Annotated in this window: 19 protein-coding genes; 5 read left to right on the plus strand and 14 right to left on the minus strand. The window is 76.8% G+C overall.

Translation table 11 applies throughout. The features are described 5' to 3' along the window. Positions 1–204: 204 nt before the first annotated feature. On the minus strand, positions 205–1,389 hold the full coding sequence (locus tag ACGF15_RS07685) for a low temperature requirement protein A (protein WP_392797165.1): 1,185 nt from the start codon (positions 1,387–1,389) through the stop codon (positions 205–207). A gap of 241 nt (positions 1,390–1,630) precedes the next feature. On the opposite strand from ACGF15_RS07685, the gene ACGF15_RS07690 reads away from it, so the two are divergent. Beyond that, positions 1,631–2,176 carry an SRPBCC family protein gene (locus ACGF15_RS07690; RefSeq protein ID WP_392797167.1) on the plus strand — a complete coding sequence of 182 codons (546 nt, stop codon included), beginning with the start codon at positions 1,631–1,633 and terminating at the stop codon, positions 2,174–2,176. A gap of 295 nt (positions 2,177–2,471) precedes the next feature. On the opposite strand, the gene ACGF15_RS07695 is transcribed toward ACGF15_RS07690, so the two are convergent. The 9 genes from ACGF15_RS07695 to ACGF15_RS07735 all read right to left on the minus strand — a co-directional run bounded on the left by ACGF15_RS07695 (position 2,472) and on the right by ACGF15_RS07735 (position 11,761). Continuing rightward, positions 2,472–3,386 (minus strand): LysR family transcriptional regulator, encoded by a 915-nt coding sequence (locus ACGF15_RS07695; RefSeq protein ID WP_345616519.1) that lies wholly within the window; start codon positions 3,384–3,386, stop codon positions 2,472–2,474. Positions 3,387–3,398: 12 nt separating this feature from the next. Further along, positions 3,399–4,598, minus strand: coding sequence for a glycine C-acetyltransferase (locus ACGF15_RS07700; RefSeq protein WP_345616520.1), 1,200 nt, complete (start codon positions 4,596–4,598; stop codon positions 3,399–3,401). Positions 4,599–4,653: 55 nt separating this feature from the next. Then, entirely contained in the window at positions 4,654–5,682 is a 1,029-nt protein-coding gene (gene tdh / locus ACGF15_RS07705) for an L-threonine 3-dehydrogenase (protein WP_392797169.1), read from the minus strand. Positions 5,683–5,885: 203 nt separating this feature from the next. Further along, positions 5,886–6,299: a roadblock/LC7 domain-containing protein gene (locus tag ACGF15_RS07710; RefSeq protein ID WP_345616522.1), complete on the minus strand. Its 414-nt coding sequence runs from the start codon at positions 6,297–6,299 to the stop codon at positions 5,886–5,888. A gap of 156 nt (positions 6,300–6,455) precedes the next feature. Continuing rightward, positions 6,456–7,058 (minus strand): ATP/GTP-binding protein, encoded by a 603-nt coding sequence (locus tag ACGF15_RS07715; RefSeq protein ID WP_345616523.1) that lies wholly within the window; start codon positions 7,056–7,058, stop codon positions 6,456–6,458. A 119-nt stretch (positions 7,059–7,177) separates the two neighbouring features. Continuing rightward, complete coding sequence (locus ACGF15_RS07720) at positions 7,178–7,573, minus strand: DUF742 domain-containing protein (protein ID WP_392797172.1); 396 nt, start codon at positions 7,571–7,573, stop codon at positions 7,178–7,180. Beyond that, the gene (locus ACGF15_RS07725; protein ID WP_362615565.1) at positions 7,570–7,992 is read right to left on the minus strand and encodes a roadblock/LC7 domain-containing protein; all 423 of its coding nucleotides are present in this window, start codon (positions 7,990–7,992) and stop codon (positions 7,570–7,572) included. The genes ACGF15_RS07720 and ACGF15_RS07725 overlap by 4 nt, the downstream gene beginning before the upstream one ends. After that, positions 7,989–10,850 carry a nitrate- and nitrite sensing domain-containing protein gene (locus ACGF15_RS07730; RefSeq protein ID WP_392797174.1) on the minus strand — a complete coding sequence of 954 codons (2,862 nt, stop codon included), beginning with the start codon at positions 10,848–10,850 and terminating at the stop codon, positions 7,989–7,991. Before ACGF15_RS07730 ends, ACGF15_RS07725 begins: the two co-directional genes overlap by 4 nt. Before the next feature lie 65 nt (positions 10,851–10,915). Further along, positions 10,916–11,761 carry an MHYT domain-containing protein gene (locus ACGF15_RS07735; protein WP_392797176.1) on the minus strand — a complete coding sequence of 282 codons (846 nt, stop codon included), beginning with the start codon at positions 11,759–11,761 and terminating at the stop codon, positions 10,916–10,918. 273 nt (positions 11,762–12,034) lie between these two features. On the opposite strand from ACGF15_RS07735, the gene ACGF15_RS07740 reads away from it, so the two are divergent. Beyond that, positions 12,035–12,895 carry a hypothetical protein gene (locus ACGF15_RS07740; protein ID WP_362615671.1) on the plus strand — a complete coding sequence of 287 codons (861 nt, stop codon included), beginning with the start codon at positions 12,035–12,037 and terminating at the stop codon, positions 12,893–12,895. 396 nt (positions 12,896–13,291) lie between these two features. On the opposite strand, the gene ACGF15_RS07745 is transcribed toward ACGF15_RS07740, so the two are convergent. Both ACGF15_RS07745 and ACGF15_RS07750 read right to left on the minus strand, forming a co-directional pair. Next, the gene (locus ACGF15_RS07745; protein WP_256523606.1) at positions 13,292–13,474 is read right to left on the minus strand and encodes a hypothetical protein; all 183 of its coding nucleotides are present in this window, start codon (positions 13,472–13,474) and stop codon (positions 13,292–13,294) included. A 241-nt stretch (positions 13,475–13,715) separates the two neighbouring features. Then, positions 13,716–13,907 (minus strand): DUF6381 family protein, encoded by a 192-nt coding sequence (locus tag ACGF15_RS07750; protein WP_345615559.1) that lies wholly within the window; start codon positions 13,905–13,907, stop codon positions 13,716–13,718. Positions 13,908–14,198: 291 nt separating this feature from the next. On the opposite strand from ACGF15_RS07750, the gene ACGF15_RS07755 reads away from it, so the two are divergent. The 3 genes from ACGF15_RS07755 to ACGF15_RS07765 all read left to right on the plus strand — a co-directional run bounded on the left by ACGF15_RS07755 (position 14,199) and on the right by ACGF15_RS07765 (position 17,661). Then, positions 14,199–15,179 (plus strand): hydroxyacid dehydrogenase, encoded by a 981-nt coding sequence (locus ACGF15_RS07755; RefSeq protein ID WP_345615645.1) that lies wholly within the window; start codon positions 14,199–14,201, stop codon positions 15,177–15,179. Between the two features lie 128 nt (positions 15,180–15,307). Next, a complete protein-coding gene (locus ACGF15_RS07760) occupies positions 15,308–15,871 on the plus strand; it encodes a PadR family transcriptional regulator (protein ID WP_345615560.1) in 564 nt (187 codons plus the stop codon). 71 nt (positions 15,872–15,942) lie between these two features. Then, the gene (locus tag ACGF15_RS07765; protein WP_392797178.1) at positions 15,943–17,661 is read left to right on the plus strand and encodes an acyl-CoA dehydrogenase family protein; all 1,719 of its coding nucleotides are present in this window, start codon (positions 15,943–15,945) and stop codon (positions 17,659–17,661) included. A 52-nt stretch (positions 17,662–17,713) separates the two neighbouring features. Here ACGF15_RS07765 and ACGF15_RS07770 read toward each other — a convergent pair whose 3' ends face one another. Both ACGF15_RS07770 and ACGF15_RS07775 read right to left on the minus strand, forming a co-directional pair. Further along, positions 17,714–19,273: a glycerol-3-phosphate dehydrogenase/oxidase gene (locus ACGF15_RS07770; protein WP_392797180.1), complete on the minus strand. Its 1,560-nt coding sequence runs from the start codon at positions 19,271–19,273 to the stop codon at positions 17,714–17,716. Then, entirely contained in the window at positions 19,270–19,869 is a 600-nt protein-coding gene (locus ACGF15_RS07775; protein ID WP_345615563.1) for a TetR/AcrR family transcriptional regulator, read from the minus strand. Before ACGF15_RS07775 ends, ACGF15_RS07770 begins: the two co-directional genes overlap by 4 nt. Between the last annotated feature and the right edge of the window lie 34 nt (positions 19,870–19,903).

Below are 19,903 nucleotides of genomic sequence, written 5' to 3' on the forward strand. Positions count from 1 at the left end.
CCCCGGCTGGGGGTTCCGGCCGGCCCGGCCCCGGCCGGCCTGTTGGGTCCGCCACGCCGGGCGGGGTGCACGGCGGCGGACGCCCCGCCCCGCCGCGTCGCCGGGCCGTCCGTCCTCACCCCGTACGGTCCGGGGCCGTCGGCGCAGGCGCCTGCGGCGCCGCGCGCCGGACCGCCGTGCCACCGGGGAGGAGCGGCCGGGCCCTCAGCGCAGGGAGGCCGCCCACCCGCTCCGGGCGCGCCGCTCCGCGTACACCAGGTGGCCGACGGCCTCCGCCGCCAGCAGCAGGACCACCAGCCAGGGAGCCAGGGCGCGGCCCGCCAGGGCGATCAGCAGGGGGACGCCGATCCCGGGCACGGCCCAGACCGCGATCCGGTGCGGTGGCCGGCCGAAGCGCAGGGCGATGGCCGCGTGCGCGGCGTGGTAGAGCGCGAGCCCGCCGCCCAGGGCCCACAGGGCGCCCTGGGGCAGGTGCTCGTGGCCGGCGTCCTCGACAGCGGTGCCGAGCCCCGCGGCGAGGGCGATGATCCCGAAGGTGACGAAGTAGTGCAGGAAGCCGGCGACGTCGCGGGCGAGCACATAGGCGTCGCGCATCCGCGAGCGGCCGATGACCAGTTCGGCGGCGGTGGTGGCGAAGTCGAAGTACGACCACCACAGGGCCGCCAGCAGGACGAAGCCGAGCACGGCCACCGCACCGGCCTCGGCGGTCCATGTCGCGTCGGTGGCCGTGACCACGGACAGGACGGACTCCCCCAGGACGATGATCACGAAGAGGCCGACCCGCTCCACGAGGTGCCCCGTGTGCACCGGCCTGGGGATCCCCGCGCCGCGGGAGCTGAGCAGCAGCGCCATCTCCGCGGCCACCAGCACCGCCCAGACGGCGAGGCGCCAGGACGCCGGGGCCGCGGCGGAGGCGGTCCACAGCACGGCGAACCCCAGGCAGTAGGCGAGGGGCCGCCGGCGCGGGACCGGGCGGCGCTCCGTGGCACGGGTCGCGGGCCACCACAGGGCGAGGAGCACCAGCCGGGTTCCCGCGTAGCCCAGCGCGTAGGCCGCGCCGCGGTCGCCGTCGGCCTCCGGTACGGCCGCCGCCATGGCCGCGAGGAAGAGCATCGCGAACAGCATCGCGAGGCGCCTGCGCGGGCCGTCGTCGGCGAAGAGGTTGGCGGCGACGGTGATGTTCGCCCACATCCACCAGGCCGGGAAGTACAGGGCGAGGAGGACGGCGAAGTCCCGGGCGCCGGGGTCGCCGTGCAGACCGTGCGCGAGCTGGGCGACGAAGGCCACGAACACCAGGTCGAAGAAGAGCTCGATCCAGCCGGCGTGCCGCGCCGCGGGCGCGGGGCCCGCGGCGGGTGCCCCGGCGGCCGGCGGTCCGGGTGTGCTCATCGGGCAGCCCCTCGGGTCGACGCCACTGACCGCATCACACCATGCCGCCGCCCGCACCGCCCGGTCGCCCCGGGGTGGTCCGACGGCGGGGCGACGCCGGGGCGCGGCGCGCCCGGGGGCGGGCCGCGCCGGGCGGGCCGCGCCGGGCGGGCCGCGCCTGGCTACCGGCGGGTACCCCGGGGTGACCGGTCCCGCCGCCGGGCGGGTAGCGTCGGCCCTCCCCGACGATCGGAGCCCGCCCATGCCCCGGATCCTCAGCGTCTCGGACAGCGTCGTGGTCGACGCCCCTCCGGCCGTGGTCTACGCCCAGGTCAGCGACCCGACGCTGATGGGGCGCTGGAGCCCCGAGAACCGGGGTGCCGTGCTGCGCGGCGCCGGGCCGGTGGCGGTCGGCACCGTCTTCGAGGGCCGGAACCGGCGCGGCCCCCTGTCCTGGACCACCCGGTGCACGGTGACGGCCGCGGACCCCGGCCGGCGGTTCGCCTTCCGGGTGCACGCCATCGGGGCGAGGCGGCCGCGGCTGCCGGGCCGTATCGCGACCTGGGAGTACCGCTTCGAGCCGGTGGACGGCGGCGGGACCCGTGTGACGGAGACCTGGAGGGACGACCGGCGGGCCTGGCCCGACGCGCTGGCCCTGGCCTTCGACAGGGCGGTCACCCGGGGACGGACCTTCGCCGAGTTCCAGCGCCGCAACATCCGCATCACGCTCGACAACCTCAAGCACGCGCTGGAGGCGCCGGACGCGGCGCCCGGCGCGCCGGGCGGCCCCGGAGCCGGGCGGCCCTGACCGCCGCCCGGAGCGCCGCGCGCGCCGGGCCGCCTGCCCGCCGCACGGCGCGGGATCCGGCCGGGCCCGGCCGGTGCCGCGCGAACGCCGGGACCGCCCGGCCGCACGGGACGTGCCCGCAGCGGCGCGCGCCGTCCGCCCGGAGGGCGGGGCGGGCGGCGCCGGGTGCGGGCGACCGCGCGGCGCAGGGCCGTCCCCGCACCGGGCGTCCTCCTGCCCGGCCCGGGGCGGCGTGCGCGGGCCGGGGCGGCGTGCGCGGGCCGGGGCGGCGGGCACTGCGGGCACACGGCCCGGGTCAGGCGGTGGACAGCCCCCCGGCCGCCCCGGCGAGGGCGTCCAGCACGGGCCGGATCAGCGGGTGCTCCTCGGCGCCCCGGCGGGCCGCGGCGAACACCCGCCGGGTCGCCGCCGGTCCCGAGACCGGCCTGACCACCGTGTCCCGCAGGTCCATGCCCCGCAGTGCGGAGCGCGGGACGAGGGCGACCCCCGCGCCCGCCCCGGCGAGCGCCACCACCGCACGGAAGTCGTCCGAGAGGTGCACCAGCCGGGGCTGGAAGCCGGCCAGCTCGCAGGCGAGCAGCACCATGTCGTGGCAGGGGTTCCCGGGGTAGGGGCCGATCCAGTCGGTGTCGGCGAAGGCCGCGAGGGCCACCTGCGGGCCCTCGGCGAGCGGGTGGCCGGCGGGCAGGACCGCGTCGAAGGTCTCCGCGTACAGCGGCACCCGGGCCAGGCGGGGATCGTCGGCCCCGGGCGCGCCCCGGTACTCGACCGCGACCGCGATGTCCGCCTCGCCGTCCAGCACGAGCGGGAGGCTCTCGTCGCCCTCCGCGTCCCTCACGCGCAGGGCGAGGCCGGGCCTGCCCCGGGCCAGTGCGGCGGCGGCCGGGGCCACCACCTCGGTGATGCCGGTGGCGAAGGCGGCCACGGTGACGGTCCCCTCGCTGCCCTGGGCGTACGCGGCCAGATCGGCCTCGGCCCGTTCCAGCTGGGCGAGCACGGCGTGGGCGTGGGCCAGCAGGATCTCCCCGGCGGCGGTCGGCACCACCCCCTTGCCGCTGCGGATCAGCAGGGTGTGACCGGTCTCCTGTTCCAGTGCGTTGAGCTGCTGGGAGACGGCCGAGGGGGTCAGGTACAGCGCTGCGGCCGCGGCGGTCACCGTCCGGTGGTCCGCCACGGCCCGCAGGATGCGCAGCCGGCGGGGGTCGATCACCCGGCCATTGTGTCAGCCCTCCAGTGCCGCCCGGGCGTCGGCGAACGCGGCCACCGCCCGCTCCACGTCCCCGGTGGAGTGCGCGGCGGACAGCTGCACACGGATGCGGGCCTGCCCCATCGGCACCACCGGGTAGGAGAAGCCGATCACGTACACGCCGCGCTCCAGCAGGAGTTCGGCCATCCGGCCCGCCTTCGCCGCGTCGCCGATCATGACCGGGGCGATCGGGTGGTCGCCGGGCAGCAGCTCGAAGCCCTCCTCGGTCATCCGGGAGCGGAACAGCGCGGTGTTGGCGGCCAGCCTCCCGCGCAGGTCCCCGGCGGACTCCAGGAGGTCGAGCACGGTCAGGGAGGCCGCGGCGATGACCGGGGCGAGGGAGTTGGAGAACAGGTAGGGGCGGGACCGCTGGCGCAGCAGCTCGACGATCTCCGCCCGGGCGGCGACATAGCCGCCGGAGGCGCCGCCGAGCGCCTTGCCGAGGGTGCCGGTGACGATGTCGACGCGGTCCGTCACACCGTGCAGCTCGGGGGTGCCCCGCCCGCCGGGGCCGACGAAGCCCACCGCATGGGAGTCGTCGACCATCACCATGGCGTCGTAGCGGTCGGCGAGGTCGCAGATCTCGCGCAGGGGCGCGACGTAGCCGTCCATGGAGAACACGCCGTCGGTGACGATCAGGCGGCGGCGGGAGCCGCCGGCGACGGAGTCCTTCAGCTGCTGCTCCAGGTCGGCCATGTCGCGGTTGGCGTAGCGGTGGCGGCGGGCCTTGGACAGCCGGATGCCGTCGATGATGGAGGCGTGGTTGAGGGCGTCGGAGATCACGGCGTCCTCGGGACCGAGCAGGGTCTCGAACACGCCGCCGTTGGCGTCGAAGCAGGAGGAGTACAGGATCGTGTCCTCCTGCCCCAGGAACGCGGACAGCCGCTGCTCCAGCTCCTTGTGGATCTCCTGGGTGCCGCAGATGAAGCGGACCGAGGCCATGCCGTAGCCCCAGCGGTCGAGGGCGTCCCTGGCGGCCGCGACCACCGCGGGGTGGTCGGCCAGACCGAGGTAGTTGTTGGCGCAGAAGTTGAGGACGTCGCCGGGGGCACCGCCCTCGGTCACCCCGACCGAGGCGCTCTGCGGGGTGCCGATGACACGCTCCGGCTTGTAGAGCCCGGCGTCGCGGATCTCGTCGAGGGTGGCGCGGAGGTCGTCGCGGACGGACGCGTACATGAGGTTCTCCTAGAGGCGGTTTCTCGGGGGGAGAGCGGGGCGGTGCCGGCCGGGCTCAGGCGGTCCAGTCCAGGATGATCTTCCCGCTGCGGGCGTCGGCGGCCTCGTCGAAGGCGGCGTCGAAGTCGCGGTGGGAGTAGCTGCCCGTGATCACCGGGGCGAGGTCGAGGCCGCCCTCCAGGAGCACCGTCATGGCGTACCAGGTCTCGAACATCTCGCGGCCGTAGATGCCCTTGATGGTGATCATCGAGGTGACGATCTTCGACCAGTCGACGGCGAACTCCTCGGCGGGCAGGCCGAGCATGGCGATCCGGCCGCCGTGCGTCATGTTGTCGACCATGTCGCGGACCGCCTCGGGGCGGCCGGACATCTCCAGGCCGATGTCGAAGCCCTCCTTCAGCCCGAGCCGACGCTGGGCCTCGGCGATGTCGGACTCGGCGACGTTCACGGCCAGGGTGGCCCCGACCTTGCGGGCCAGCGCCAGGCGGGGCTCGCTGACGTCCGTGATCACGACGTTGCGCGCGCCGGCGTGCCGGGCGACGGCCGCGGCCATGATGCCGATGGGGCCGGCGCCGGTGATCAGGACGTCCTCCCCGACGAGCGGGAAGGACAGGGCGGTGTGCACCGCGTTGCCGAAGGGGTCGAAGATCGCGGCGACGTCGAGGGGGACCTCGGTGCGGTGCACCCAGACGTTGGAGGCGGGGAGGGCGACGTACTCGGCGAAGGCGCCGTCGCGGCCGACTCCGAGGCCGACGGTCCTGCGGCACAGGTGGCGGCGGCCGGCCAGGCAGTTGCGGCACCTGCCGCACACCAGGTGGCCCTCGCCGCTGACGATGTCGCCGACCGCGATGCCGTCGACGTCCGCGCCGACGCCGGCCACCTCGCCGACGAACTCGTGGCCGAGGACCCGGGGGGTGTCGACGGCCTGGCGGGCCCAGCCGTCCCAGGAGCGGATGTGGAGGTCGGTGCCGCAGATGCCGGTGCGCAGCACCCTGATCAGCACGTCGCCGGGGCCGGTCTCGGGCTCCGGCACGTCCATGAGCCACAGCCCGGGTTCGGCGTGCTGCTTGACGAGTGCCTTCATGGCTGCGGCTCCAGGCGTGCGAGGGGACTGACCGGTATCCGAAAATACGGCTCCGGTCAGTGGACGGGCTCCAATCTGCCCAGCCCGGAGCGTCGCGTCCATCGAGGTTTTCTTAAGCGCCCCCGTAGATCGACTTCACGTCCCGGCCGGGGAGGCGGGCCCGCCTCCCGCGGGGGCGGTCCGGCCGGGACCCGGACGCGGGCTCAGTCCTCGGTGCCGGGCGCGGACTGGCGCGCCGCCACGCCCAGGTGCTCGCCGACCCGGTTGACCATCAGCGTCATCTCGTAGGCGATCTGGCCGACGTCGGCCTCGGCGCTGCTCAGGACGCACAGGCAGCTGCCCTCACCGGCGGCCGTGACGAAGAGCATCGCCTCGTCGAACTCGACCATGGTCTGGCGCGGGCGCCCCGCGCGGAAGTGGCGGCCCGAGCCGCGGGCGAGCGAGTGCAGTCCGGAGGAGACGGCCGCCAGGTGCTCGGCGTCCTCGCGCGGCAGCCCGGTGCTCGCGCCCGTGACCAGGCCGTCGCTGGAGAGCACGAGCGCGTGGCTGATGTGGTCGACCCGCTGCGTGAGGTCGTCCAGCAGCCAGTCGAGTCCCTTTCCCCTGTCCGACGCCATCGCCGTCCCTCCCCCTGGTCCGTTCCCCGTGGCCCGTTCCCCGTGGCCCCGCGTCCGCCGGCCAGCCTTTCGCACGCGGCGCCCGGGGGCAAGGTCCGGTGGCCGGGCCGCGGCCGGGCCCGGCCATGATCGGCCGGGCGCCGCGTCCGGCGCCGGTCATCCGACGGAGTCCAGCATCCGCGCGGCGTGCATCCGGCCCGCGTACTCCACGAGCCGGACCAGGACCTCCTTGCCCGAGTCGCGGTCGCGCGCGTCGCACAGGACGACGGGCGTCCCGCGTTCGAGGTCGAGGGCGCGGGAGACCTCGTGCGCCCCGAAGGAGCGGGCCCCGGGGAAGCAGTTGACGGCGACGACGAAGGGGATGCGCCGGTGCTCGAAGTAGTCGACGGCCGCGAAGCAGTCCGCGAGCCGCCGGGTGTCGGCGAGGACGACGGCGCCGAGCGCCCCGTGCGCGAGTTCGTCCCACAGGAACCAGAAGCGGTCCTGGCCGGGCGTTCCGAAGAGGTACAGCGAGAGCCCGGAGCGGATGGTGATGCGGCCGAAGTCCATGGCCACGGTCGTGGTCGTCTTGCGGGAGACGCCTCCGGTGTCGTCGATGCCGGCACCGGCCTCGGTCAGCTGCTCCTCGGTGCGCAGGGGCCGGATCTCGCTCACCGCGCCGACGAGCGTGGTCTTGCCTGCGCCGAACCCCCCGGCGACGAGGATCTTCAGCGCGAGTGCGCTGTCGGGGTCGGTGCGCGGTGTGCCGTCGATGGCCATGGCTCGCCTCTTCCAGGGGTACGGGGACGCAAGGGGGGTGGTGCGGGGGGAAGGGCGCGCTCCGGGCCGGGCCGGGGAGGGCGCCGGGGAAGGCGGGGCTGCCGCGGGGAGCGGCCGCCTCACAGGGCGCGCAGGCCGTCGATGACCTCACGCAGGATCCTCTCGTCCGGGAGTCGTGCCGGGGGCACCGGCCGGCTGACCTGTACACGGCCCGCCTGCAGCAGGTCGCCGACGAGGACGCGTACGACGCCGACGGGCAGGTCGGCGTCCGCCGCGAGTTCGGCGACGGACTGCACGCCCGCGGCGCACAGGGACAGCAGCGCGCGGTGCTCGGGGCCGAGCAGGGAGTCCTCGCCGGGGCCGGTGCCCACCGCGGCGACCAGGGCGATCAGGTCGAGGGGGACGCCGACCTCACCGGGCCGGGTGCGGCCGCCGGTCATGGCATAGGGGCGCACCAGTGGGCCCGCCTCGGCGTCGTACCAGCGGGCGGCGGCGCGCTCGCGGGGTGCGCTCACGGGGTGTTCACCCGGGCCGGGGCCCCCAGGTGCTCCCCCACGCGGTTGACGAGCCGGGCCATCTCGTAGGCGATCAGGCCGATGTCCGCGCCGACGGTGGTGAGCAGGGCGAGGCAGGAGCCCTCGCCCGCGGCGGCGACGAACAGGAAGCCGTCGTCCATCTCGACCATGGTCTGGCGCACCTGCCCGGTGTGGAAGTGCCGGCCGGTGCCCTTGGCCAGGCTCTGGAATCCGGAGGAGACGGCGGCGAGGTGCTCGGCGTCCTCGCGGCCCAGCCCCTCGGACGCGCCCACCGGCAGACCGTCGTCGGACAGCACGACCGCGTGACGCACCTCGCCCACGCGGGTGACGAGGTCGTCCAGCAGCCAGTCCAGGTCGCCGAAGCGGTGGCGGGCGGCGGCCTGCGGGGCCTGGGTCATGAGCGGTCTCCTTCGCTGCCTGGTGCGGCTTCGCCGCCGGGGTCGCGGGGGCGCGGGGTGGCGTCGCCGGCCCCCTGGGGGTGCTGCCGCCGGTGCGGGAGCGCGGTCGCGGGCGGGCGGGGGCGCGGGGGGTCCGCCGGGAGTGCGGAGCGGGCCGGGGCGGCGGGGGCGACCGGGCCAGGGGCGGCGCCGCCGCCGCGGGCCCAGCCCTCGCGGTAGGCGGCCATCTGCTCGCGCGCGGCCTCCGGGGTCCGCAGGGCGGTCGCGGACGGGGCGCCGGGGGCGGCCGGGGCGGTGCGCAGCTGCGGTGCCAGGTGTGCCTGCCGGATCCGTCGCGGCAGGCCGCCGTCCGCCTCCGGGGCGGGCCGCGGCGGGCCGGGGCGGTGCGGGGCCGCGCTCGCCGGGGCGGGCCGCGGCGGCGCCGCCGCCCCCGGCGGGGCGGGGCGGGGGCGGAGGGCGTGCACACCGGGCGGGGCGGGCTCCCCGGCGTCGGCGCCGGCCGGATGCCCGGCGCCGCGGGCCGCGGACGGGGGGCGCGGAACCGCGGTGGGCGCGGGGCGCACGCCGGGCGCGCGGGGTTCGGTCGCACGGGCGTGCGCGGGGTCCGCCGGCCCCTCGGCGGCCCGTTCGGGTGCCCCGCCGCTCGCCGACGCCCCCCGGGGCGCGCCCGGACGGTCCGCGGGGCCCGTCCGGGGTGCGCCCGCGGCCTCGGGGTCCGGGGCGGCCGGGGGGCGCTGCGCTCGCGGTGCGCCGGTGCGCGGTTCCGCGGGGCGGCCGGAGGGCCGCGGCGCGGGGTCCTGGAGCAGGGCGTGCGGCAGCAGCACCACCGCGGTGGTGCCTCCGTAGGGGGAGGTGCCCAGGCGGACGGTGACACCGTGCCGTGCGGCCAGGCGGCCGACCACGAAGAGCCCCAGCCGGTCGCTGTCGAGGAGGTCGAGCCCCTCGGGCCGGGCCAGTCGGCGGTTGGCCTCGTCGAGGGCCTCGCGGCCCATGCCCAGGCCCCGGTCCTCGACCTCGACGGCGTAGCCGTTGCCGACGATCTCGCCGCTGACCCGGACCCTGGTGTGCGGAGGGGAGAACTGGGTGGCGTTCTCGACGAGTTCGGCGAGCAGATGGGTGGTGTCGGCGACCGCCGCCCCGGGCAGCGACGCCTCGGTCAGCCCCCGGATCTCCACCCGGGCGTAGTCCTCGATCTCCGCGACCGCGGCGCGCACCACGCTGGTGAGGGAGACGGGACGGCTCCAGGCCCGCCCGGGAGCCGCCCCGGAGAGGATGATCAGGCTCTCGGCGTGCCGTCGCATACGGGTGGTCAGATGGTCCAGCCGGAACAGGTCCTCCAGCTCGCCGGGGTCCTCGGCGCGCCGCTCCATGCCGTCGAGCAGGGCGAGTTGGCGGTGCACCAGTGCCTGGCTGCGCCGTGCGAGGTTGACGAAGACCCCGGAGACGCCGCCCGCGAGTTCGGCGCGTTCGGCGGCGGCCTCCAGCGCGGCGCGGTGGACCGTGGTGAGGGCCTGGGCCACCTCGGCGATCTCGTCCGGGGCAGGCGGCCCCGCGGGGGCCTCGTCCGGGAGGTCGACCGGGTCCCCTGCCCGCAGGCGCCGCATCGCCTCGGGGAGCCTGCGCCGGGCGATCTCCAGGGCGCCGTTGCGCAGCAGGGCGAGTTCCAGCACGAGGCCGCGGCCGATGCGCACCGACACCGCGAGCGCGGCCCCGGCCGCGACCAGGCCCAGGACCACGGCGGCGCCCGAGGTGCCGGTCAGGGCCGCGGTGAAGGGGTCCTCGCGCTCCGCGGCCCCCTCGCGCGCACGGTCCTGCACGGCGCGCAGCCGGTCGCCGACCTCGGAGCGGAGCTGGGCCCAGGAGCCGGCGGAGACGGCCGCCGCGGCCTTGCGGCCGGGTGCGGCCGCGGAGACCCGCTCCTCGGCCGTGCGCAGGCCCCGGAAGGCGGGGTGCGCGGCGAGCGCGCTCCACTCCCGCCGGGCCGGGCCGTCGAGTCCGGTGGAGGCCGCCTCGCCGAGGGCGGTGCGGGCCGCCGCCGCACCGGTGAACAGGCGCTGGTGCGCGGCGCCCAGTTCCCCGGTGAGCCGGGCGGAGGAGAGCAGGGCGTCCTCCCGGGCGAGCATCTCGGCGGAGCGCTCGACCTCGGCGAGGGCCCGGGCCCGGGAGGCGTCCGCGCCGGCCCGGAAGGAGGCGGTCGTGCCGCCGACCGCGAGAGCGGATTCCACCGCGGAGGTGTAGGTGCGGTAGGCGGCCTCCCGGTCCGCGTCGCCCGAGGCGGCGGCACGGCGGACGGCGGGGAGCTCCCCGGCGGCCCGGACGAAGGCGGCGAGGCGGGCGCCGACCTCCCGGGGCAGGCCGTCGGGGGCGCCTCCGCCGTGCGGGGCCAGGCGGTCCACGGCCGCGTCGGTGCGCGACGCCGCCGTGCGCAGGGCCGCGGCCCGGTCCCCGGAGGGGGAGGCCGACTGCCGCAGTGCGGCGTGCCGTTCGGCCTGGAGAGCGGTCACGGCGGCGGCCGCGGGGTGGGCGACGCGGGTGTCGAGCCGCTGGAGCAGGCGTGCCCGGGCGAGGTCCTGGGCAGCGGTCACGGTCGCCAGGCCCCAGAGGGTGAGCAGGGCGACGACCGGCACCATCAGCAGGCAGACGACCCTGGCGCGCACGCTCCGGGCCCGGGGCAGGAGGCGGCGTCCTGCGGACGACCCGGCGGCGCTCCCCGCGCCCGGTCGCGGCGGGGTGGAGGAGGCGGCGTGCCCGGTGTGCTCCACGGCCGGGGGGCCTGCGTGGGCGCGCCGCCGCCGGGCGGTGGGCCCGGGCCCCGGGCGGGCGCTCTCGTCGCCCGGGCTGGTGCGGGGTGTGGGCATGGCCTCCTCGTTCCGGGTGCGGGGTCGGGGTCGGGGTTCGACGGGCGTGGCCGGTCGGGTGCGGGTCAGCCGCGCCCGGGTCTCCCGGCCGCCTCCCGGGGGGCGCGCGGCGCGGGCTCCCCGCCGCCGCCTGCGGGGACGGCGGAGCGCTCGCCGGTGCCCCGAGGGGGCGGCGCATGTTCCGCCCGCTGCGCCGCGGTGGGTGAGAGTGCGACGAAGGCGCAGGTGACGAAGAGGTAGGAGCCGAGCCCGACGGCGAGCGGGAAGATGAACTGCAGGGCGGAGGCGCCGCCGAGCGGGGCCGTGGAGGGATCGACCTCCACGCTGACGGCGAGCATGCCGGTGTAGTGCATGCTGCTGACCGCGGCGCCCATGACCAGGGAGGCGCCGGCCACCGCGGCCGGGGAGCTGATGTGCACGGCCGCCCAGAGCGCGGCGGTGGCGGCGGCCACGGCGACCGAGACCGAGAGCGCGACGAGCAGCGGGTCGTAGTGCACGGTGCCGTGCAGGCGCAGGGCCGCCATGCCGAGGTAGTGCATCCCGGCGACACCCAGCCCGGTGGCCAGGCCGCCGGCCAGCAGGGGAGCCGTCCGGCCGCCGCCGTGGCAGACGCAGAAGAGTCCGGCGCCGACCACGAGCAGGGCGACCAGCAGGCTCAGCAGGGTCAGCGGGACGTCGTAGCGGATCCGCGTGCCCTGGACGTCGAAGCCGAGCATGGCGACGAAGTGCATCGTCCAGATGCCGGTGGCCAGGGCGGAGGCGGCGGTGGCCAGCCAGTTGCGCCGGGCCCGGCCGGTCGCGGCGAGGGCGCGGACGGTGCAGCGCAGCCCGAGGGCGCCGCCGACGGCGGCCGCCAGGAAGGAGAGCGCGGGCGTCAGCGCGCCGAAGGCGGCGTGGTCCAGATGTCCCATGGCCCAGGGACGCTAGTGCGCACGGGGGCTCGTGGAGGGGGCGCAGTTCGAAAACTGACGGAATATGACAATCAGATGCCCCGGGGCGACCGCGTGACGTTCGAACGGGTGCGCAGAACGCACACGACGGGGGGATCCGGCGTCCCGGGCCGGCGCCCGGCAGCGGTCCCGGCCCGGTGCCCCCGTGTCGCCCCGGGCGGGCCGGGGCCCGAAGCTCTCGACGTGCGGGTTACCCAGTGGTTAGGGTGCGCCGACGACGGATCGGACCGGGAGGTGGCCGTGGCGGACGAGGTCGTGGACGACGACGCGCTGTATGTGCTGACCGCCGTGCTGCTCACACCCGCGCAGTTCCCGGGCGTGCTCGGCGACGACTATCCCGAGGCGTGCGCCGCCCTCGGTCTGGAGCCCTACGCCGAGGGCTACGGGCTGGTGATGGGGCAGGACGGAAGCGGCGCGCGGTGGACGGTCGTGGTGGACGACGTCTCGCTCGTGGCCGTGGCCGTCGCCTCCTGGGACTGCGGCATGGAGTACGACCTGTCGCCCGACGAGCGCTCGGTGGTCTCGGCCCTGCCCGGCTGGCCGCTGGAGCTCGCGGTCGCGGCTCCCGGGGTGCCCGCTCCCCACGACCCGGTCCCGCAGGAGGGCGACCGGCCCCCGCTGGCCCCTCCCGACACGTCCGCCTGGGGCCCGGCACAGCGCCGGCTGGGGGCGGACGAGGTGGCCTCGCAGTGGGCGCAGTGGCGCGAACGCACGGCCCAGGACGCGGACGGAGACGGGGAAGCGGGCGGGGACGGGGACGGGGAGGCCGGACCGGCCGGTGCGCCGCAGGCCGCCGGGGAGGCCGGGCCGCAGGACGACGGGCGGCTGGCCGAGGGCGTCCGGCGCGCTCTGCGGGAGGCCGTCGCCTACGGCGAGGACCCGCCCCCGCCCGGCCGGGTCCGCTCCGCCTTCGCACCCGGCGGCGCGCGGACCATCCGGGCGGACGGGCCCGGCTGGTCGCTGGTGGCCCGGACGGACGACCTCGCCTATGTGCTGCTGGACGACGAGCCGTTGGAGGTCGTCCCCGTGGAGCGCAGCGACCGGCTCGTCTCGCTCCTGGACACGCTGGAGAAGATCGCGCTCCACCCTTCCTGACACGTGTCCCGCGCGTACCCGGCGGGCGCGCGACGGCAGCCGCGGCACCTCACCGCGTCGTCGCCCCGCCCGCATCCACCCGGCGGGAAGGCGGCCCTCCGCCGTGCGCTCCACCGCATCCGGCGCGGCACCCCGGTCCACGGGCTGCCGCCGGACGGCTCCCGGGAGAGACGGTGCCGGGACTGCCGGGCTTCCCGGAAGGGGACGGGGCCTGGCGCTCCGCACGCGGACGGCCGGACGCCGCAGCCCGAGGGCAGCAGCGCACAGCCCGCCCCCGGTGGGCCAGCACTCCTCGCGACGCGGCGCCGGTGCCGCGTCGCGGTGAACGGTGCCCCTGCCCCGGTCCCCGGCCCGTGCGACGCCCTCTCGGCCCCGTCGCACGGGCCGGGGACCACGTCAGCGGCCGATCTCGCGGCGCGACACGCGCCGCAGCCTCCGGCGCTGGCTCGGGTCGAGCATGAAGTAGGCGACCGCGGGGACTCCCACCACGACCAGCAGCGAGAGCCAGAAGCCGATCAGCGGCATCAGGAGCAGGCCCACGGCCACTCCCCCGATCACGACCTTGGTGCGTGTCGACATCTCGTCGCCTCCTTCTCGGCGGTGGCCGCTCCTGTGGGAAGAACGCCCCCGGCCGTCGTTCGGTTCCCGCGACCGCGGGACGCGGTGCGCGGGGCCCGCAGCGGGAGGGCCCGCGGCCCGGTGGCGGGTCGCGGGACCGGTGGGGACACCGACCGCGGGCGGGCGGTCCGCGGCCCGGCCCGGGCGGGCCCGGCGCCGGCGGCGGACCGGCCGCGGGAAGCCCGGGCGCGGGGCCCGGGGATCACCGGTCGGGGTAGATGTCCCCGGCGGCCATCGCGGACTCCTGGTCCGACTGGGCGGAGAGCCTGCGCGCCTTGTCCTTGAGCCGCCGGCGCTCCTTCGGGTCGCTGCTGCGCTCGGCGGCCTCGTCGAGTTCCCTGGCCTTCTCGCGCATCTGGCGCACCCGGCCCCGGGACTCCTCGGGTTGGCTCATGATCACTCCTCGGATGCGGTGGGTCGCCCCCACCGACCAGCGAAGCAGGCCCGCACCGGGGGCGCATCCCGGGCCGCCGTCGGCCCCTCTGCCGTGCGCTGATGCGGGGGCCCGGCCGGGCCGCCGCAGCGGCACGGCAGCCCGGCGGGGAGTAGTCCTTGCCGGGCGGCGGCCCGGGCGCTTCACTGGCGCCCAGCCGCGGCCCACCCGGCCCGGGACCCGTCCGCCCCTCGACGCCCCCTTGGGAGACCCGTGCCCTCCACGACCAGGCGCCCCCGCGCGGCGCTCGCGATGGCCCCCGCCGCGGCCGCTGCCGTGCTCGGCGGCCGGGAGCTCGCCGCCCTGGAGGAGGTCTGCGACCTCGCGCCGCCACCGGTTCTCGACGACCTGGCCACCGACCGGGCGCGCGCCGTGCTCGCCGGCACCGAACTCCTGGTCACCGGCTGGGGGTGCCCGCCGCTCGACGAGGCGGTGCTCGCCCGCGCCCCGTCGCTGCGGGCCGTGGTGCACACGGCCGGATCGGTGCGGGGCCACATCACCGAGGCGTGCTGGGAGCGCGGCGTCGAGGTGTCCTCGGCCGCCGCGGCCAACGCCGTGCCGGTCGCCGAGTACACGGTGGCGATGATCCTGCTGAGCGGGAAGCGGGTGCTGGAGCAGGCACGGGAGTACCGCGCCGGGGCGGACCGGGAGGACTGGCTGCGCACACCGGGGCACGTCGGCAACTACCGCCGCACGGTGGGGATCCTGTCCGCCTCGATGACCGGGCGGCGGGTCGCCGAACTGCTGCGGCCGCACGACCTCGCGGTGCTGCTGCACGACCCGTTCGTCTCGGCGGCCGAGGCCGCGGCGCTGGGAGCCGAGGCCGTGGGGCTGCGCGAGCTGTTCGAGCGCAGCGACACCGTCACCGTCCACACACCGCTGCTGGAGGCGACCCGGGGGCTGGTGAGCCGGGAGCTGCTGGAGGCGATGCGGCACGACGCGGTGCTGGTGAACACGGCGCGGGGGGCCGTGGTGGACCAGGAGGCGCTCGTGCGGGCGGTGTCCGAGGGCAGGATCCGGGCGGTGCTGGACGTCACCGAGCCCGATGTGCTGCCTCCCGGGCATCCGCTGTGGGCGTGCGAGGGCGCACTGATCACTCCTCATGTGGCCGGGTCCCAGGGGAACGAGTGGCGGCGCCTGGCGGCGCAGGCGGTCGCCGAGGCGGGCCGCTGGGCCTCGGGCGCCGGGTTCGCCCACCCGGTGCTGCGGGAGCGGATGCCGTTCCTGGCCTGAACCGCTCCCCGGCCGCTCCCGGGCAGGGCACCGCCGCGCTCCGGCGGACGGGTGACGCCGGGTGAGCCGCGTCTCACCCGGGGTTCCCTCCCTTGCCTATGCAACGAGTTGCATAGCACCATCGCCGCATCGCGCTCGACCACGCGATCCTCGTGTCCCTGCTGGAGCGGCCCGGGTCCGGCTACGAGCTGGCGCGCCGCTTCGAGCGGTCCATCGGCTACTTCTGGACCGCCACCCACCAGCAGATCTACCGCGTGCTGCGCCGCATGGAGGCCGAGGGCCTGCTCGACGTCCGCGAGGTCGCCCAGCAGGGCCGGCCGGACAAGAGGGAGTACTCGGTGGCGGCCCCCGGCCGCGCCGCCCTCTCCCGCTGGCTGCACGAGCCCATCGAGCCCGAGAGCCTGCGGCACGAACTCGCCGTGAAGATCCGCGGGGCGGCCTTCGACGAGCCGGCCGCCCTGGCCGGCGAGGTCGAGCGCCACCGGCGGGTGCACGCCGAGAGGCTGGCGCACTACCTGGCGGGACAGGAGCGGGACTTCACCGGGCCCGGCGCTCCGCCGCCCGACCCGGGCAGGGAGCTCCAGCACGTCGTCCTGCGCGGCGGCATCGCCTACGAGCGGATGACCCTCGACTGGCTGGACGACGTCCTCGCCACCCTCCACCGCCTGGCCGGGGGGCTCCCGCCCTCCTGAGCGCCCGGCGCACCCCGGCGTCCGCTCCGCACACCCGATTCCGACCACCGACTCCCGGAAGGCGGTCCGCCATGGCCGACCCGCTGCTGTTCAACCCCCGCACCTACGACCCCCGGCACTTCGACGCCGAGACGCGGCGGCTGCTGCGGGCGACGGTCGACTGGTTCGAGGCCCGGGGCAAGCGCCGGCTGATCGAGGACTACCGCAGCCGGGAGTGGCTGTCGGACTTCCTCTCCTTCACGGCCGAGGAGGGGCTGTTCGCCGCCTTCCTCACCCCGGCCTCGGCCGGGGGCGCGCCGGGCGCCCGGTGGGACACGGCGCGCATCGCCGCGCTCAACGAGATCCTCGGGTTCTACGGCCTGGACTACTGGTACGCCTGGCAGGTGACCGTCCTGGGACTGGGACCGGTGTGGCAGAGCGGCAACGCGGACGCCCGCGAGCGCGCCGCGGGGCTGCTGGCGCAGGGCGAGGTGTTCGCCTTCGGCCTGTCCGAGCGGGCCCACGGGGCCGACATCTACTCCACGGACATGCTGCTGGAGCCGGACGGCCGGGGCGGCTTCCTGGCCACCGGCGCCAAGTACTACATCGGCAACGGCAACGCCGCGGGCCTCGTCTCCGTCTTCGGCCGCCGCACGGACGTGGAGGGCCCCGAGGGCTACGTCTTCTTCGCCGCCGACAGCCGCCACCCCGCCTACCACCTGGTGCAGAACGTCGTCGACTCGTCCAAGTACGTCAGCGAGTTCCGACTCGACGCCTACCCGGTGGCGGCCGGGGACGTGCTGCACACCGGGCGCGCCGCCTTCGACGCCGCCCTCAACACGGTGAACGTCGGCAAGTTCAACCTGTGCACGGCCTCGGTCGGGATCTGCGAGCACGCGATGTACGAGGCGGTCACCCACGCGCACCACCGGATCCTGTACGGCCGCCCGGTCACCGCCTTCCCGCATGTGCGCCGGGAGCTGGCCGACGCCTATGTGCGGCTGGTCGGCATGAAGCTGTTCAGCGACCGGGCCGTGGACTACTTCCGCTCGGCGGGGCCCGAGGACCGGCGCTACCTGCTGTTCAACCCGATGACGAAGATGAAGGTGACCACCGAGGGCGAGAAGGTCATCGACCTGATGTGGGACGTCATCGCGGCGAAGGGCTTCGAGAAGGACACCTACTTCGCCGAGGCGGCCGTGGAGATCCGGGGCCTGCCCAAGCTGGAGGGGACGGTGCACGTCAACCTGGCGCTGATCCTCAAGTTCATGCGCAACCACCTGCTCCACCCGGTGGACTACCCGCCCGTGCCGACCCGGCTGGACGCCGCGGACGACGCGTTCCTCTTCCGCCAGGGCCCGGCCCGGGGGCTCGGCTCGGTGCGCTTCCACGACTGGCGCCCGGCCTTCGACGCGTACGCGAAGGTGCCGAACGTCGCCCGGTTCCGGGAGCAGGCCGACGCGCTGTGCGCGTTCGCGGCCGACTGCGCCCCCGACGAGGAGCAGAGCCGCGACCTCGACCTCCTGCTGGCCGTGGGCCAGTTGTTCGCGCTGGTCGTCCACGGCCAGCTGATCCTGGAGCAGGCCCGGCTGACCGGTCTGGACGAGGACCTGCTGGACGAGCTGTTCGGTGTGCTGGTCCGCGACTTCTCCGCGCACGCGGTCGAGTTGCACGGCAAGGACTCGGCGACCGGGGCGCAGCAGCGCTGGGCGCTGTCGGCCGTCCGGCGGCCGGTGGTCGACGCGGAGCGCTCGGCTCGGGTCTGGGAGCGGGTCGAGGCGCTCGCGGGCGCCTACGAGATGGCGCCGTAGCGGCACGGGCCGACCGCGGGGGTGCGCGGGGCAACCGCGCACCCCCGCGGGCTCAGACGGCGGCCAGGGCCTGCCGGGCGGCCTCCTCCGCCCGGTCGCGGTCGCCGGCGACCAGCCCGATACGGGTGCGCCGGTCCAGGACGTCCCCGATGTCGAGCGCCCCCTCGTGGCGCACCGCCCACAGCAGCTCCGCACCCGTCACGGGGTGCCCGGGCACCACGGGCCCGGCCAGGGCGGGATCGGCGGCGCCCAGCGCGTGGACGGCGGCGGCCTCGGCGCCGTAGCGCGCCACCAGCCGGCGCGGGAGGCCGAGGGCGGCGAGCCGCTGCCGGGGGGCCGCGCCGACCAGCGGGATCGCCGCGGTGCGGCAGGGGCCCGCCGCGAGGGAACCGGCCACGACCGCGGCGTCCACGGCGTCCTGGGCCATGCGCCGGTAGGTGGTGAGCTTGCCGCCCACCACGGTGACCACGGCGCCGGGCGAGGTGACCACCGCGTGGCGGCGCGAGATGTCGGCCGTCCGGTCCGCGCCGCCGGTGTCCAGCAGCGGGCGCAGTCCGGCGAAGGCGCCGACCACGTCGGCGCGTCCGAGGGAGACGTCGAGCGCCGAGCCGAGCACGTCGAGCAGGAAGCCGATGTCGGTCTCCGGGACCTCCGGCACGTCGGGGACGTCGCCGTCGACGGGTTCGTCGGTGAGCCCGACGTAGACCCGGCCGTCGCCCTGGGGCAGGACCAGCACGAAGCGGTTGGTCTCGCCGGGGATGGGGATGTGCAGGCCGCAGCCGAGGTCGCCGAGGGCCTCGGCGCGCAGGACCAGATGGGTGCCGCGGGAGGGGCGCAGGCGGATGTCGTCCACGAGTCCGCCCGCCCAGACGCCGGCGGCGTTGACCACGGTCCGGGCGCGGATGCGCAGTTCGGCGCCGGTCACCTCGTCGCGGACCAGCGCTCCGTCCCCGGTGAGGGAGAGCACCCGGGCGCGGGTGAGGATCCGCGCCCCGTGCGCGGCGGCGGTACGGGCGACCGCGGTGACCAGGCGGGCGTCGTCGGTCAGTCGGCCGTCCCAGGACAGCAGCCCGCCGCGCAGCCCGTCCGGGCGCAGGGCGGGGGCGAGGTGGCGGGTCTCCACCGCGGACAGCGCCCGGGGGGCGGGCAGGGTGGCGCGCGCGGTGCGGGCGGCGGCGCGCAGGGCGTCGCCCGCCCGGAATCCGGCCCGGGCCAGCGCGGCCTGCCCGCGGGTGACCAGCGGGGTCAGCGGCAGCACGAAGGGCTGTGCGTGGACCAGGTGGGGGGCGGTGCGCTCCATGAGGATGCCGCGTTCGACGGCGGACTCGTAGGCGACGTCGACCTGGCCGCCGGCGAGGTAGCGCAGTCCGCCGTGGATCAGCTTCGAGCTCCAGCGCGAGGTGCCGAAGGCCAGGTCGTGGGCATCGAGGGCGGCGACGGTCAGTCCCCGGGAGGCGGCGTCCAGGGCCGCACCGGCACCGGTGGCCCCCAGTCCGACGACCAGGACGTCCACCGCCGTGCCGTCCGCCAGGACGTCGAGGTCGCGGGTGCGGCGGGCGGCGTTGAGGGAGGAGGCCGCGTTCCGCGGCGAGGTGGTGGCGGGCGTGGTCATGGGGCGAGGGTCCTCTCCAGAAGGGTGCGGAGCTCGTCGAGGAAGGCCGTGTCGTCGAGTGCCGGGTCGTCCGGGTCGGTCATGGTGCGCAGGGACATCGCGAAGGACTGCACGACCAGCAGCAGGGTGCGGGCCAGCAGGGTCGTGTCGGCCGGGCGTACGGAGCCGTCGGCCCGCCCCTCCGCGAGGCCGCCCGCGATCAGCCCGAGCAGGGCCTCCTGGCTGGCGCCGCGCCGGTCGAGCAGGTAGGGCAGCAGCAGTTCGGGGTCCACGTCGAGGATCTTGTGGAACAGCGGGTGGGCGCGGAAGGCGGCGACCCCGGCGACCAGGCCGTCGACGATCCGGGCGCGGGTCGGGACGCCGGGGGACGCCTCGGGCATGGCGCCGACGGCGACGCCGATCCACTCGCGGGTCATCAGGTCCCCGACGAGGGTGCGCACATCGGGCCAGCGGCGGTAGAGCGTCATCCGGGACACCCCGGCGCGGCGGGCGACGTCGGTCAGGGTCGTGCGCCGTACGCCGACGGCGAGCACGCAGTCGCGGGCGGCGTCGAGCACGGTGTCCGCGTCCGAGTGGTTGTGACGAATGGGCGTCATCTGTCACAGTGTAATGCCCCTGCGGCCCGGGCGG

Origin of the sequence: Streptomyces sp. NPDC048001, assembly GCF_043203115.1 — a bacterium.
In the GTDB taxonomy this organism is placed as follows: Bacteria; Actinomycetota; Actinomycetes; order Streptomycetales; family Streptomycetaceae; genus Streptomyces; species Streptomyces sanyensis.